The organism is Pseudomonas sp. R4-15, assembly GCF_055768815.1.
In genome coordinates this window covers 2786558-2801090 of record NZ_CM147293.1, presented here as the reverse complement: position 1 = coordinate 2801090, position 14533 = coordinate 2786558, and the positions used below count along the sequence as shown (strand labels likewise).

Genomic DNA, 14533 nt, shown 5'->3' with positions numbered 1-14533 from the left:
CTCCTTGGAATCTTGTTATTGTCCGGGCGCCGTCCGGCGCCTCGTCGTACGCCATGCTATCCCATTCAGCCAGCGGAACCGTCCATGGAACTACGCCATCTGCGCTATTTCGTCGCCGTCGCCGAGGAGCGTCACTTCACCCGCGCCGCCGCGCGCCTGAATATCCAGCAGCCACCGCTCAGCCAGCAGATCCGCGCACTGGAGCAGGAGCTGGGCTTCGAGCTGTTCTGTCGCCATCCGCGTGGCGTGGACCTCACCGCCGGCGGCGAGGCGCTGCTCGAAGAGGCCCGGGCGATCCTCGCTCGCGTCGAACGCGGCACACGCCGGGCAACTCGCGTTGCCCAGGGCGTGGAAGGCGAGCTGTCGATCGGCTTCACCAGTTCCGCTGCGGCCCACGGGCTGATCCCGCGACTGATCCGGCGTTTCCGCGAGGATCATCCCGGGGTGCTCATCAGCCTGCGCGAAAGCAATGCCCAGGGCCTGACCGACGAAGTCGCCGGCGGCGAACTGGACCTGGCGATCCTCCGCGCCCCGGTTGGCGCACCCGCAGGCGTGCGCTTCCACCGTCTGCTCAACGAAGACATGCGCCTGGTGCTGCCGGTCGACCACCCACGGCTGGAGGGGCGCGTCAACGATGATGGTCGTGCGCTGTCGCTAGGCGTGCTGGAAGGTGAACCGCTGATCCTGGTGCGGCGCCCCGGCGCGCCGGGCATGTACGCCAACCTGCTGCGCGCCTGCCGCAACGCTGGCTTCGAGCCCCGCGTCGCCTTCGAGGTGGAGCGCATGCTGACCAACCTCAGCCTGGTCGCCTCGGGCGCCGGCCTGTCGGTGGTGCCGGCCTCGATGTCGGAGCTGCACCGCGACAGCCTGGTCTATTGCCCGATTCTCGATGCCCACCCGCGCCTGGCCGCGCCGCTCACCCTGGCCCACCGGGAAAGCGCCTCGCCGGCACTGGAACGTTTCGTCGAGCTGGCCCGGGAGGCGGCCAGGCAATGGCGCCGGCAACAGTTGCTGAAATAGCTTCGCCGCTCAGTGCTCCTGCTCGCTGCGCAGGTTGAGTTCCACCATCAACTCGTCGGCGAGGGTTTCCAGCGCCTCCTGCAGCGTCTCCAGCGTCAGGCCTTCGGGCACCGCCAGCGCGGCGTCGGCATGGAACAAGGGTTCGCCGCTCATCGGTGCCGGGATCACTTCGGTGGACAGGCTTTCCAGATTGACGCGCTGGGCGGTGAGCAGTCGGGTGATATCGCGGACGATACCCGGTCGATCGTTGCCCAGCAGGTCCAGGCGAACCGCACGCAGCGGCCCCAGCGGGGCGGCTCCGGCAGGCGCCACGAGAACGCGGATGCCGGCGCTCTTCAGCGCGTCGAGTTCGGTGAGCAGCGCCGCCTGCTGCGCGGCGGGCACTTCGATGCGCAGGATGCCGGCAAACTGCCCGGCCAGACGCGCCATGCGGCTGTCCATCCAACTGCCGTCGTGTGCCGCCACGCACTTGGCCAGGCGCTCGACCAGTCCAGGCTGGTCGGTGGCGATGATGCTCAGTACCAGTTGTTCCACGTGCCACTCCTCGTTCACCGATGGGTCATCTTCAACCGAGTATAGGCAGCCGGGAACGCTCCCGTCAGTCGGCAGACTTGGCCTTGCCGGTGACCTGGCGGTACCAGCGCGAGTGATGCTGGCGGGCCCACGCGCGCGAAACGCGGCCGCTGATCATCCCCGGGATCGAGCCCTTGACCCAGATCGCCAGGTACACGTGACCGAGGATCAGCAGCATCAGCGCAACGCCGGCCAGCGCGTGCAGCAGCAGGCCGATGCGGATCGCCGGAATCGGAAAGAGCGGCGCGAAATACGGCCGCCAGATCAGCACGCCAGTGAGCAGCAGGCAGGTGATCAGGCTCATGATTCCCCAGAACAGCAGCTTCTGCCCCGGGTTGTACTTGCCGATCTCCAGGTCCTGCTCGTGCTTGCCGGAAAGCACCTGGCCAATATTCGCGAACCAGCGGCCATCGCCCTTCTCCGGCAGGTTGTAGCGCAGCAGGCGCAGGCCGAGAAACAGCAGCGCGCAGAACACCGCCACGCCGAAGAACGGATGAAGGATGCGCGCCGTCTGCGGCGTGCCATACAGCCCCGAAAGCCAGTGCAGCGAGGGGAAGAACCAGGACAGCCCAGAGAGCGCAACCGGGATGAAGCAGAGCACCATCAGCCAGTGACACAGGCGGTCCGCGTAGCGGGTGCGCAGGATCGTCTTGTCGGTCTTCATGCGCCCTCCTCCTCGTTGTCTTCGACTTCGTTCGCGCCATGCCCCACGTAGTGGAAGATCGCTCCGGCCAGGGTGGCGAAGAAGGCCGCCGCGGCGACAGGTTTCATCCAGCCCTTCCAGCCCTCGATGGCGCGGCTGATGCGCGGGTCCTGCGGCAGGCCGTGATACAGCTGCGGGCGGTCGGCGTGGTGCAGCACATACATCACGTGGGTGCCGCCGACGCCCTCGTGGTCGTACAGCCCGGCTTCGGCGAAGCCGCGGCCGTTGAGCTCCTGCACGCGCTCGGCGGCGAGGTCGCGCATGTCGGCCTTGCTGCCGAAATGAATGGCCCCGGTCGGGCAGGTTTTCACGCAGGCCGGCTCCTGGCCGACAGCGACACGATCGGAGCACAGGGTGCATTTATAGGCGCGGTTATCCGCCTCATTGATGCGCGGCACGTTGAACGGGCAGCCGGCGACGCAGTAGCCGCAGCCGATGCAGTGTTCGGACTGGAAATCGACGATGCCGTTGGCGTACTGCACGATGGCGCCCGGCGACGGACAGGCCTTGAGGCAGCCGGGATCGGCGCAATGCATGCAGCCGTCCTTGCGGATCAGCCACTGCAGGCGGCCGGCCTCGTTCTGCACCTCGGCGAAACGCATCACCGTCCAGCTCTGCGCCGAGAGGTCCATGGGATTGTCGTAGACGCCGTGGTTCTCGCCGACCTCGTCTCGCAGGTCGTTCCATTCCGAGCAGGCCACCTGGCAGGCCTTGCAGCCGATGCAGGTGGTCACGTCGATCAGCTTGGCCACTTCCAGCTCGTGCCGGCGCGCCTGTGGCGGTGGCGTCAGCGAGCTGGTCGCCGAGCGCTTGATGATGTCCTGGGTTTGCATGGCTCAGACCTTCTCCAGATTGACCAGGAACGCCTTGTATTCGGGCGTCTGCGCGTTGGCATCACCGACCGCCGGCGACAGCGTGTTGGCCAGGAAGCCCTTGCGCGCGGCGCCCTCGTAGCCCCAATGGCAGGGAATGCCGATCTGGTCGACCGTGCGCCCGTCCACCTGCAGGCGTTGCAGGCGCTGGGTGACCACCGCCCGGGCGCGGATGAAGCCACGCTTGGAGCTCACCCGCACCCAGTCACCGGCGACGATGCCCTTCTGCTCCGCCAGCGCCTGGCCGATCTCGACGAACTGCTCGGGCTGGACGATGGCGTTGAGTCGAGCGTGCTTGGTCCAGTGGCGGAACAACTCGGTGATCGAGTAGCTGGTGGCGACGTAGGGGAATTCCTCGGCGCTGCCCATGCGGGCGCGGTCGCCATCGTAAAGGCGGGCCGCTGGCGAGTGCTTCACCGTCGGGTACACCGGGTTCTCCGCCAGCGGCGATTCGGTGGGCTCGTAGTGCGCAGGGAACGGACCGTCGGCCATCGCACCGACGGCGAACAGCCGGCCCAGCCCCTCCGGCAGCATGATGAACGGGTTGGCCTCACTGCCTGGCGCCAGCTTGGCGCCGAAGTCGGCGACGTCCGCCCCGCCCCAGCGCTCGCCATCCCAGGCGATCAGCTGACGCTGCGGGTCCCAGGGCCGGCCCTGGGGGTCGAGCCCCGCGCGGTTGTAAAGCACCCGGCGATTCTGCGGCCAGGACCAGGCCCAGCCGGGCGTGTTGCCCAGGCCGCTGTCGGCGTTATCGTTGCGCGCCATCTGATTGCCGCGCTCGGTCCAGGAGCCGGCGAACAACCAGCAGAAGGACTCGGTGCTGCCATCGTCGCGTAACTGGGAGAAGTCATCGAGCAACTGACCCTTGCGCAGCAGCAGGCGGCCCTCGGCGTCATGCACATCGGCCAGGGCGTAGCCGTTGTTCTCCTTCGCCACTTCTTCGGGGCTCGGGTCGAGCGGGTCCTGGTAATCCCAGCGCATGTTCATCAGCGGCGCCATGCCCCTGCCGCCTTCGGCGCGGTACAACGCGCGCAGGCGATCCAGCAGGTGGCCGAGGATCTTGCCATCGTGCCAGGCCTCGCCCGGCGGCTCGGCGGCGGCCCAGTGCCACTGCAACCAGCGTGCGGAGTTGACGATGGCTCCGTTCTCTTCGGCGAAGCAGGCGGAAGGCAGGCGGAAGACTTCGGTCTGGATGCTCGCCGGATCGACGTCGTTCTGCTCGCCATGGTTCTGCCAGAAGGACGCGGTCTCGGTCGGCAACGGGTCGATCACCACCAGGTACTTGAGCCGCGACAGGGCGCGGGAAGCCTTGTTCTTGTCCGGGAACGCGGCGATCGGGTTGAAGCCCTGGACGATGTAGCCATTCACCAGCCCCTGATCCATGCGCTCAAGGTAAGCCAGCACGTCGTAGCTCTGATCCCACTTGGGCAGCCAGTCGAAACCCCAGCCGTTCTGCGCCGTGGCATGTTCGCCCCACAGGCTCTTCATCAGGCTGACGAAGAACTTCGGCGTGTGCTGCCAGTAGTTCACCTGGCCCGGCAATTGCGCCTTGGGCGTGCTTTGCGCCAGGTAGGTGGCGAGATCGGCCTGCTCTTCGCTGGGCAGGTTGAGGTAGCCCGGCAGACGGTTGGCGAGCAGGCCGAGGTCGGTGAAGCCCTGGATGTTGGAATGCCCGCGCAACGCGTTGACGCCACCGCCGGGCATGCCGATGTTGCCGGTAAGCAATTGCAGCATGGCCGCGCCGCGGATCATCTGTGCGCCGTTGGTATGGTGCGTCCAACCCAGCGCATAGAGAACGGTGCCGGCCTTGTCAGGCGCCGCGCCCTGCCCGTAGAGCCGGCAGACTTCGAGGAAGTCCGCCCGTGAGGTGCCGCAGACCCGCTCCACCAGCTCCGGCGTGTAGCGCGCGACATGCGCCTTGAGCAGTTGCCAGACGCAACGCGGGTGACTCAGGCTGTCGTCGCGCAGCGCATGGCCCTGCTCGTCGAGCACGTAGGCCCAACTGCTGCGCTCATAGCGTCGAGTCGCCTCGTCGTAGCCGGAGAACAGACCCTCGTCGAAGGCGAACTCCTCGCGCACGATCAGGCTGGCGTTGGTGTAGGCGCGCACGTAGTCGTGCTGGATCTGGTCCTGACTGATCAGGTAATTGACCATACCCATCAGGAAGGTCACGTCGGAACCGGCGCGGATCGGCGCGTAGAAGTCGGCCACCGCGGCGCTGCGGTTGAAACGCGGATCGACCACGATGACCTTGGCGCCGCGGCGGATCTTCGCCTCGATCACCCACTTGAAGCCCACCGGGTGCGCTTCGGCCGGGTTGCCGCCCATGATCAGCACGACGTCGGCGTTCTTCATGTCGACCCAGTTGTTGGTCATCGCGCCACGACCGAAGGAGCCCCCCAACGCCGCGACGGTCGGGCCGTGGCACAGGCGCGCCTGGCAGTCGGTACCGAGGATGCCCAGTGCGCGCAGGAAGCGGAAGTCCAGGCTGCCGGTCTCGTTGCTCGCCGCCGAAGAGCTGAGCATGCCGGTGGTGAGCCAGCGGTTGACGGTGGTGCCTTGGGCGTTGCTTTCCTCGAAGTGCGCATCGCGATCGTCCTTCATCAGCCGGGCGATGCGCGTCAGCGCCTCGTCCCAGCCGATGCGCTGCCATTTGTCCGAGCCCGGAGCGCGGTATTCGGGGAACTGCAGGCGGGTATCGGCGTTGATGAAGTCCATCACCCCGGCCCCCTTCGGGCACAGCGAACCGCGGCTGACCGGATGATCCGGGTCGCCCTCGACGTGGAAGACCTTGGCCTTGGCGTTCTTCGCCCCGTCGCCGAGGCTGTACAGCAACACGCCGCAACCCACCGAGCAGTAGGTGCAGTTGTTGCGTGTCTGCCGCGCGCACTGCAGCTTGTAGGGGCGCACCTGGGCCGCCTGCGCGACGCTCGGCATCAGGCCGAGCGCGGCCACGCTGGTACCGGCCAGACCGGCGCCGCACAACTTGAAGCACTGTCTTCGGGCGATATCCACGCGTTCGGGTCCTCGTCTGAGCCCGGCGGGCCGCCGAGCGATGCGTGAGCGACGCGAACCGAACGGGCGCGCGCCGACTGTCCCCCATGGCGAGCCACGGGGACGGACGAGGAGAGAGGAAGCACGAACGGCAGCCCGTGTCAGAGGGTGGCCGATGCGAGCGGAATGGGGGCTGGATCGATGCGCCGGGCGCAGCGGGCGCCAGGGGCGGAAACAGACGACGAGCCGCAGGACCTGCGAGCTTGCCACACCTTCTGCGTCAGTGCGCCACAGTCTATTCCCGCACTATCCACGAGCCAATTACCCGACCGGAGCAAACGCTTGATCGGGGTCATGGCATTCGCAGATAGCGCCTCAGGAGGCCGGTGTTTCGCTGTCGGGCGGGCTGACCAGTTCGACCACCTTGCTGCGCGACAGCCAGCCGACGAACTCGCCGTCGTCACCGGTCACCGCCAGCGGTTGACGTTCACGCAACAGATGGCCGAGCACGGCATCCAGACCGGTATCCGCCGGTACCGAGGCGACGTCGTCGAGATAACCGGAGAGGTCCCGCGCCCCCGCCTCCACCGCACGCTGCGCGGCACCCTGGGTGAGTACGCCACGCAGGCTCTTGCCATCGAGCACCGGGGCGTAGTCCTGGCCTTGCTCGCGCAGGCGCGCCAGGGCATGCGCCGGCTGACTACGCAGGGTCAGGGTCAACTGTCGGCGAGCGCTCAGGGCGTGGGAGGCAGTGAGCACCTTGCCGCGGTTGACGTCCTGCAGGAAAGCCTGCACGTAGTCATTGGCCGGATTGAGCAGGATGTCCTCGGGGGTGCCTTCCTGGACCAATTCGCCGTCCTTGAGAATGGCGATGCGATTGCCCAGGCGCAGGGCTTCGTCGAGGTCGTGGGTGATGAACACGATGGTCTTGTTAAGCCGCGCCTGCAGGTCGAGCAACTGGTCCTGCATCTCCCGGCGAATCAACGGATCGAGCGCGGAGAATGCCTCGTCCATCAGCAGGATCTCGGCGTCGGTGGCCAACGCCCGGGCCAGGCCCACGCGCTGCTGCATACCGCCGGAAAGCTGACTGGGATACTGCTTCTCGAAGCCGGCCAGGCCGACCTGTTCGAGCCAGTAGCGCGCCTTTTCCTCGCGCTCGGCGCGCCCCACGCCCTGTACCTTGAGGCCATAGGCGGCGTTCTCCTGAACGCTGCGATGGGGCATCAGACCGAAACGCTGGAACACCATGCTCATGGTCTTCTGGCGGAAGCGCTCCAGTTCCTTGGGTTTGAGCGCGGTGACGTCCTGTCCGTCGACCAGGATCTGCCCACCGGTGGGCTCGATGAGCCGGTTGAAGTGGCGAATCAGCGTCGACTTGCCGGAGCCGGACAGGCCCATGATCACGTAGATGCTGCCAGCCTCGATGGACAGGCTGATGTCGCGCAGGCCCAGGGTGTGGCCACTCTTCTCCAGCATCTGCTGCTTGCTCATCCCCTCGCGGGCCTTTTCCAGCCAGGCCTTGGGATGGGGACCGAATACTTTGTAGATGTTGCGGACTTCGATCTTGCTCATTGGGACACCTTCTGGCGCTTGCCGTAGGCCTGGGTGATACGGTCGAAGAGGATCGCCAGCACGACGATGGCCAGGCCCGCCAACAGGCCGCGGCCGACTTCCAGACGGTTGATGCCCAGGAGCACTTCGTAGCCCAGGCCGCGAGCACCGATCATCGAGGCGATGACCACCATCGACAGCGCCATCATGGTGGTCTGGTTGATGCCGGCCATGATGTTCGGCATGGCCAGCGGCAACTGCACGCCGAACAGTTGTTGCAACGGCGATGCGCCAAACGCCTGCGCGGCTTCCAGCACTTCCTCGTTGACCAGGCGGATACCCAGGTCGGTCAGACGGATCAACGGCGGCACGGCGTAGATCACCGTGGCGATGATCGCCGGAATCTTGCCGAGGCCGAAGAGCATCACCACCGGGATCAGGTAGACGAAGCTGGGCATCGTCTGCATGACGTCGAGCACCGGCAGCATCACCTTGCGGAACCAGTTCACGCGGGCCATGACGATACCCACGGGAATGCCGATCACCACCGACAGGCCGGTGGCCATGATCATCAGCGCGAGGGTCTGCATACCCTTGTCCCACAGACCCAGCAGGCCGATCACGCACAGCAGCGCGGCCATGCCGAAGGCCAGGCCGACGCGTCGGCCAACCGCCAGTGCCAGGAGGAACACGGCGAGTACCACGGACCACCAGGGCGCGCCCCGCAGCAGTTGTTCGATCCACACCAGGACGTGCAGGAACGGCCGCGAAAGGCTCTCCAGCGTATCCGCGTAATTGACCACCAACTGCTCGACGAAGCCGTCGATGGCGTGGCGCAGGTCTCGCGCCGAGAAGAATTCGGGAAACATGGGTTCTCCAGACTGCGAGGACCTGTCGAGGTGTCGCCCCACGGTGACACCTCGACAGAACCTAAAACGGCCGCCTGTAGAAGGCGGCCGCGGTTATCACTCGAGGATCAGAGTGCCTGCTTGACGCGCTCGGCGACGTCCGCCGGGACCCAGGCGGTCCAGACGTCGGGATAGGTTTCGAGGAAGTGGCGCGCAGCCTCGTCGGTTTCGGCGCCCTCTTCGTCGAACCAGCCCAGCAGCTCACCGAGCTGCTCGCGCGGCACCTTCACCTTGGACAGGAAGTCCGCCAGCTTGGGCGCGGCCTTGGCGAAGTCGGTGTTCACACCGGTGAGCACCGGGGTGTCCGGATAGCCGCTGGGTTTGGGGTCCGCGCAGTCGGCGTTGGTGTTGCAGGTATGCGCGGCCTCGTCGTAGGGCGGCATGTCCAGCTTCACTAGATCCATGCCACCCACCACCGGGGTCGGATACCAGTAATAGAAGACGATGTTTTGCTTGCGCCGGTAGGCGGAGGTCAGTGCGGCTTTTTGCGCGGCACCGGTGCCCGGCGAGTAAAGACTGAAGCTGTCACCCAGCTTGAACGCGTTGAACAGGTTGCGACTGGTGACCTCGCATCCCCAGCCCGCCGGACAGCCGTAGAAGCGGCCCTTGCCGGGCTCCTCCGGATCGGCGAACTCGTCCTTGTACTTGGGCAGGTCGGTGGGCGACTTCAGCTCGGGGAAACGCTCAGCGGTATAGCGTGGAATGAACCACCCCTCGCCACCGACGTAGGCTTCGCCGATCGCCTTCACCTTGCCGCTGGCCACGGCCTTTTCCCAGGCCGCCTTGGAGCTGTTCGACCAGACCTCCGCGATCACGTCGACGTCACCGCGCTCGGTCGCCGAGTAGATGGGCTGCACCTCGCCCGGCTGCACCTGGGTCTTGCAACCGTAGCCCTTCTCCATGATGAAGCGCTCGATATCGGTGAGGATGAGGTTGGACTCCCAGGTCATACCGCCGAAATTGATGGTGCGATCGACTTCGCAGTCGGCCGCCATCGCGCCTATCGACAGGCTGGACGCCCCCAGGGCCAGAACGCTGGCCAGAGTGGTTGACAGCTTCATTATCGTCTCCTGTTAGGGATCTCTGATTGGACGGGCGCATGAGCGACCGCAGAACCGCCAGAGCGGTTGGAGGCAGTGCGCGCTGGGGCGCACCAAGAGCGGGACGCAAATGCGGGAGCGCCCCAAAAAGCGGGATGAATCAGGTGATGTGAACATGGCATTACGCAATGCTAACGAATAAATCGTTTCACATCAAACAATAAGGAAAGACACGAACCTACAGAAGATACTGAAATACGGTAATTTTTATTAATTAGCAGAAAAAACAAGTTTCACGAGAAATCACAGGCCGCCGAACCTCGAGCATTCGTGAAAGCACTCGCTAGACTTACGTCCAATGTCGCGCCGTTGCCCGGCCGACCACCATGCGCCTCAGAACAACAACGAGAGCCACGCCATGAGCAAGGCGGACAGCCCCAGCCAGGCCGGCCGCGACGCGGTGCTGCAGAACGTCCAGGGCACCATGGAATACCTGCGTCGCTTCCCGCCGTTCAACCAAATGGAAGGCCTGCACCTGGCCTTTCTCGTCGAGCACTGCGAACTGCGTTTCTATGCCGCGGGGGACTCGATCATCAAGCCAGCCGACGGCCCGGTGCAGCACTTCTTCGTGGTCAAGCAGGGGCGCGTTCACGGCGAGCGCCCGCACAGCTCCCGGCGCGGTACGGAAACGACCTTCGAGATCGCCGAGGGCGAGTGCTTCCCCCTCGCCGCCCTGCTCGGCGAGCGCGCCACACGCACCGAACACCTGGCCGCCGAAGACACCTTCTGCCTGCTGCTCGACAAATCGTCCTTCGTGCGTCTGTTCGCCCAGTCCGCGCCCTTCCGCGACTTCTCCCTGCGCGGCGTCAGCAGCCTGCTCGACCAGGTCAACCAGCAGATGCAGGTACGCGCCACGGAAACTCTCGGCGCCCAGTATTCGCTGGACGCGCCGCTGAGCGAGCTGTCCTTGCGCCAGCCCGTGCACTGCCACGCCGGCACGCCGCTGCGCGAGGCGGTGCAGCGCATGAACGAGCAGAACGTCGGCAGCATCGTTGTGGTGGACGACCAGCAGGCGCCACGTGGCATTTTCACCCTGCGCGACCTGCGCCGGGTGGTAGCCGCCGACGAGGACCTGCAGAGCCCGATAGAACGGCTGATGGTTGCCGATCCCTTCTGCCTGCCCAGCAGCGCCAAGGCCTTCGATGCCGCCATGGCGATGACCGAGCGCCACATCGCCCACGTCTGCCTGCTCGACGATGGGGTGCTCTCGGGCGTGGTCTCCGAACGCGACCTGTTCTCCCTGCAACGCATGGATCTGGTCCACCTGGCACGCACCATTCGCCATGCGCCGCGCCTGGAGACGCTGGTCGCCCTGCGCGGCGACATCCATCAATTAGTCGAGCGAATGCTCGCCCACGGCGCCAGCGCCACCCAGATCACCCACATCGTCACCCTGCTCAACGACCACACGGTGGTCCGCGTGATCGAACTGAGTCTGGAGGAACTGGGCGATCCGGGCATTCCCTTCACCTGGCTGTGCTTCGGCAGTGAGGGCCGCCGTGAGCAGACCCTGCACACCGACCAGGACAACGGCATGCTCTTCGAGGCGGACGACGCAGCCAGCGCCGCCCACGCCCGCGCACGGCTGTTGCCGCTGGCGGAAGGCATCAACGAACGCCTGGCGATCTGCGGCTTCACCCTGTGCAGCGGGCGCATCATGGCCAGCAACCCGGAGCTGTGCCTGTCGCGACAGGAATGGTCGCGGCGCTTCCAAGGCTTCGTAGGCGAAGCCACGCCGGAGAACCTGCTGGCCTCGAGCATCTATTTCGACCTGCGCGCGGTCTGGGGCGACCCACGCGGCTGCGAACAGTTGCGTGGCGAACTGCTCGGACTGATCGAGGACAACAGCCTGTTCCAGCGCATGCTCGCCGAGAACGCATTGCGCCAGCGGCCGCCGGTGGGGCGCTTCCGCGATTTCGTGGTCGCCCGCAAGGGCGCGGATAAGGACACCCTCGACCTCAAGGTGCAAGGCCTCACCCCCTTCGTCGACGGCGCACGACTGCTGGCCCTGGCCCATCGGGTGGGCACCACCAACACCCTGGAGCGCCTGCATCGGCTGGTCGAGCTCGGCGTCATCGAGGCCCAGGACGGCGCGGCCTTCGAAGAGGCCTATCAGTTCATCCAGGCCACGCGCATGCAACTGCACCAGCAGCAGGCGCGCAGCGGCCAGCCGCTGTCCAATCGAATCGACCCGGAAACCCTCAACCACCTCGACCGGCGCATCCTGCGCGAGTCGCTGCGCCAGGCACAACGCCTGCAATCCAGCTTGGCATTGAGGTATCAGTTGTGAACCTGCCCTGGTTCTCGACCCCTCACCTGGACGCAGAACAACGCCAGCGCGTCGCCGCCCTGCCCGGCCCCGCCGTCAGCAAGAGCTACGATCTGCTTCAGGATCGCCTCGTCGTCCTCGACCTGGAGACCACCGGCCTGAATCCCCAGCGTGACCAGTTGCTGTCGATTGGCGCGGTAGTCATCGAGCGCGGTGCGATCCACCTGGGCGGCGGTTTCGAGCGAACCCTGCAGCGGGACGCGCGACTGGGCGACAGCGTACTCATCCACGGCATCGCGCCCAGCGCCCTGGCAGCCGGTTGCGATCCCCAGGAAGCCCTGCTGGACTTCATGGAGTTCCTCGACAACAGCCCGGTCCTGGCGTTCCATGCCCCCTTCGACCAGCGCGTGCTGGCCCGCGCGTTGCGCCAGTCGCTCGGCCTGCGACTGCGCCATCCGTTCATCGATCTCGCCGAAGTGGCTCCCCTGCTATGTCCCGAAGGCAATGCGCGCCGCGCCGGACTGGATCACTGGGTGCGCCATTTCGGCCTCAACATCGCGCAGCGCCACAACGCCAGCGCCGACGCGTTGGTGACCGCCGAGCTGGCCCTGGTGCTGTTCGCCCACGCCCGGCGCCAAGGCCTCACCGACCTCGCCGCGCTACAGGCGCGCCTGGGGAGTTGGCGGCGTCACCGCCAGGCGCATCAACACTAGGGCCTGTTGACGTTTCGTTCACGGCCGCGCCGCTGCCTGTTTTTCCAGAAATGGCCTGCGCCTAGCCGCAGGCCATTTCCGGCGAGAACGCGGGGCGTCCATCCGCGGTTCGCGAACGAAACGTCAACAGGCCCTAGGGAACGTCAACGGTCCCTAGCCGACCATCCAATACGCGAGTCGGTATATTGCCGACACCCTCGACATCTGCAAAAATTGCGAATCATTCTCGTTATTTTTACTGCACGGTGTCCCTGTGTCGGCGAGTGCTTCCTCCCGTCAGATCCTGATTGGCCGGCTCTACCATGAGCACGCCGAATGGCTCATTGCCTGGCTACAGCGCAACCTGGGTTGCCCGCAGCGCGCCGCCGACCTCAGCCAGGACACCTTCGTACGCCTGCTCGGCCGTGAACGACTCGACGCCCCGGAGCGTCCACGGGCCTTTCTGGCGACCATCGCCCGCGGTCTACTGGTCGACCAATACCGCCGCAATGCGCTGGAACGGGCCTACCTCGAAGCCCTGGCGAGCCTGTCCGAGGCCGAGCAACCCGGTGCCGAGACGCGCCTGGAGATCCTCGAAGCGCTGGAAGCGATCGACCGCCTGCTCGACGGCCTCTCGCCGAAAGCGCGCAGTGCCTTCCTCTTGCAACGCCTCGACGGCCTCTCCCAGGGAGAAATCGCCGAGCGTCTCGGCGTTTCCGTCTCGCGGGTGCGCCAGTATCTCGCCCAGGGACTGCGCCAGTGCTACGTGGCGCTCTACGGCGAGCCCACGTGAAACAGCATCCGGTCAGCGCACGGATTCTCGACGAAGCCATCGCCTGGCGCCTCGATCTCTGCGACGAGGATGCCGGGGAAGCGCGCCAGCAGGCCTTCCACCGCTGGCATGCGGCCAGTCCCGAGCATGCCCGTGCCTGGGCCCAACTGACGGGGCTGGACGAACGTTTCGAGCTCGCCGCCAGCGCTCCGGCGCGGCGCGCACTCATGCAGGCTGGCGAGGAAACCCGCCGCAGGCGCCGGCGTCTGGGCGGCGGACTCGGTGTGCTGTTGCTGTGTGCGGGCCTGGCGCTCGGCCTGGTGCAGCAGCGCCCGTTGACCGCCTGGACGGCCGACGAACGCACCGCCGGCGGCGAACAGCGCCACCTGCAACTGGCCGACCGTACCCAGGTCTGGCTTAACAGCCAGAGCGCCCTGGATGTGGACTTCGACGGCCCCGAGCGCCGCCTGCACCTGCGCGAAGGCGAAATCCTGGTGGAAACCGGCCATGCCGATCCGCGCCCGTTCATCGTCGATACCGCCGACGGAGAACTACGCGCTCTGGGCACGCGCTTCCTCGTGCGGAAGGAAGCGGACGGCACGCGACTCACCGTCCTGCAGTCGGCAGTGGCCGCTCGCCCCCAACAAGGCAGCGAAGAACGGGTCATCGACGCCGGCAAGCAGGTGCTGCTGCATCCCACCCACCTCGACAGCGATGGACCGGCACCACTGCTCGCCGACGCCTGGCACAACGGCATGCTGGTGGTCGAAGACATGCCGCTGGGCCAACTGATCGCGCGACTGGCGGAGTATCGGCCGGGCCACCTGAGCGTAGATCCGAGCATCGCCGGGCGGCGCGTCACCGGCAGCTTCCCGCTGCACGACAGCGACAAGGCCCTCGCCTCCCTGGCGGACAGCCTGTCCTTGCGCCAGGAGCGACTCACCGATTGGTGGGTGACCCTGGTGCCAAGCGTCTCTGTCCAGTAGCGGGTTCAACGTGCAGACAGATGAGGCGGACCCGCGAGTCGGCTTGCCGACGTAAACTTTGCCGTCCAGGCGGACGTACCACAGCAAGCCGCC

The 14533-nt window shown here is 66.3% G+C and carries 12 protein-coding genes; 5 read left to right on the top strand and 7 right to left on the bottom strand.

Annotation, left to right across the window (positions count from 1 at the left end):
* Positions 1-84 precede the first annotated feature (84 nt).
* Entirely contained in the window at positions 85-1020 is a 936-nt protein-coding gene (locus ACYRGX_RS13435; protein ID WP_473052972.1) for a LysR substrate-binding domain-containing protein, read from the top strand.
* Between the two features lie 9 nt (positions 1021-1029).
* On the opposite strand, the gene ACYRGX_RS13430 is transcribed toward ACYRGX_RS13435, so the two are convergent.
* From ACYRGX_RS13430 to ACYRGX_RS13400, 7 genes are all read right to left on the bottom strand, one after another.
* Positions 1030-1554, bottom strand: coding sequence for a glycine cleavage system transcriptional repressor (locus tag ACYRGX_RS13430; RefSeq protein WP_473052971.1), 525 nt, complete (start codon positions 1552-1554; stop codon positions 1030-1032).
* Between the two features lie 64 nt (positions 1555-1618).
* On the bottom strand, positions 1619-2257 hold the full coding sequence (locus tag ACYRGX_RS13425; RefSeq protein ID WP_473052970.1) for a formate dehydrogenase subunit gamma: 639 nt from the start codon (positions 2255-2257) through the stop codon (positions 1619-1621).
* The gene (gene fdxH / locus ACYRGX_RS13420) at positions 2254-3129 is read right to left on the bottom strand and encodes a formate dehydrogenase subunit beta (protein WP_473052969.1); all 876 of its coding nucleotides are present in this window, start codon (positions 3127-3129) and stop codon (positions 2254-2256) included. Before fdxH ends, ACYRGX_RS13425 begins: the two co-directional genes overlap by 4 nt.
* A gap of 3 nt (positions 3130-3132) precedes the next feature.
* Entirely contained in the window at positions 3133-6183 is a 3051-nt protein-coding gene (fdnG, locus tag ACYRGX_RS13415; protein WP_473052968.1) for a formate dehydrogenase-N subunit alpha, read from the bottom strand.
* Positions 6184-6537: 354 nt separating this feature from the next.
* On the bottom strand, positions 6538-7734 hold the full coding sequence (locus tag ACYRGX_RS13410) for a quaternary amine ABC transporter ATP-binding protein (protein ID WP_473052967.1): 1197 nt from the start codon (positions 7732-7734) through the stop codon (positions 6538-6540).
* Positions 7731-8582: an ABC transporter permease gene (locus tag ACYRGX_RS13405; protein ID WP_473052966.1), complete on the bottom strand. Its 852-nt coding sequence runs from the start codon at positions 8580-8582 to the stop codon at positions 7731-7733. Before ACYRGX_RS13405 ends, ACYRGX_RS13410 begins: the two co-directional genes overlap by 4 nt.
* Before the next feature lie 107 nt (positions 8583-8689).
* The gene (locus ACYRGX_RS13400) at positions 8690-9682 is read right to left on the bottom strand and encodes an ABC transporter substrate-binding protein (protein ID WP_473052965.1); all 993 of its coding nucleotides are present in this window, start codon (positions 9680-9682) and stop codon (positions 8690-8692) included.
* 397 nt (positions 9683-10079) lie between these two features.
* Here ACYRGX_RS13400 and ACYRGX_RS13395 point away from each other — a divergent pair, with 397 nt between their 5' ends.
* The 4 genes from ACYRGX_RS13395 (at position 10080) to ACYRGX_RS13380 (ending at position 14440) form a co-directional block, all read left to right on the top strand.
* Positions 10080-12011: a putative nucleotidyltransferase substrate binding domain-containing protein gene (locus tag ACYRGX_RS13395; protein WP_473052964.1), complete on the top strand. Its 1932-nt coding sequence runs from the start codon at positions 10080-10082 to the stop codon at positions 12009-12011.
* 2 nt (positions 12012-12013) lie between these two features.
* Entirely contained in the window at positions 12014-12703 is a 690-nt protein-coding gene (locus tag ACYRGX_RS13390) for a 3'-5' exonuclease (protein ID WP_473056689.1), read from the top strand.
* Between the two features lie 253 nt (positions 12704-12956).
* On the top strand, positions 12957-13475 hold the full coding sequence (locus ACYRGX_RS13385) for an RNA polymerase sigma factor (protein WP_473052963.1): 519 nt from the start codon (positions 12957-12959) through the stop codon (positions 13473-13475).
* Positions 13472-14440, top strand: a complete 969-nt coding sequence (locus ACYRGX_RS13380; protein ID WP_473052962.1) for a FecR family protein — start codon at positions 13472-13474, stop codon at positions 14438-14440. The genes ACYRGX_RS13385 and ACYRGX_RS13380 overlap by 4 nt, the downstream gene beginning before the upstream one ends.
* Positions 14441-14533 lie beyond the last annotated feature (93 nt).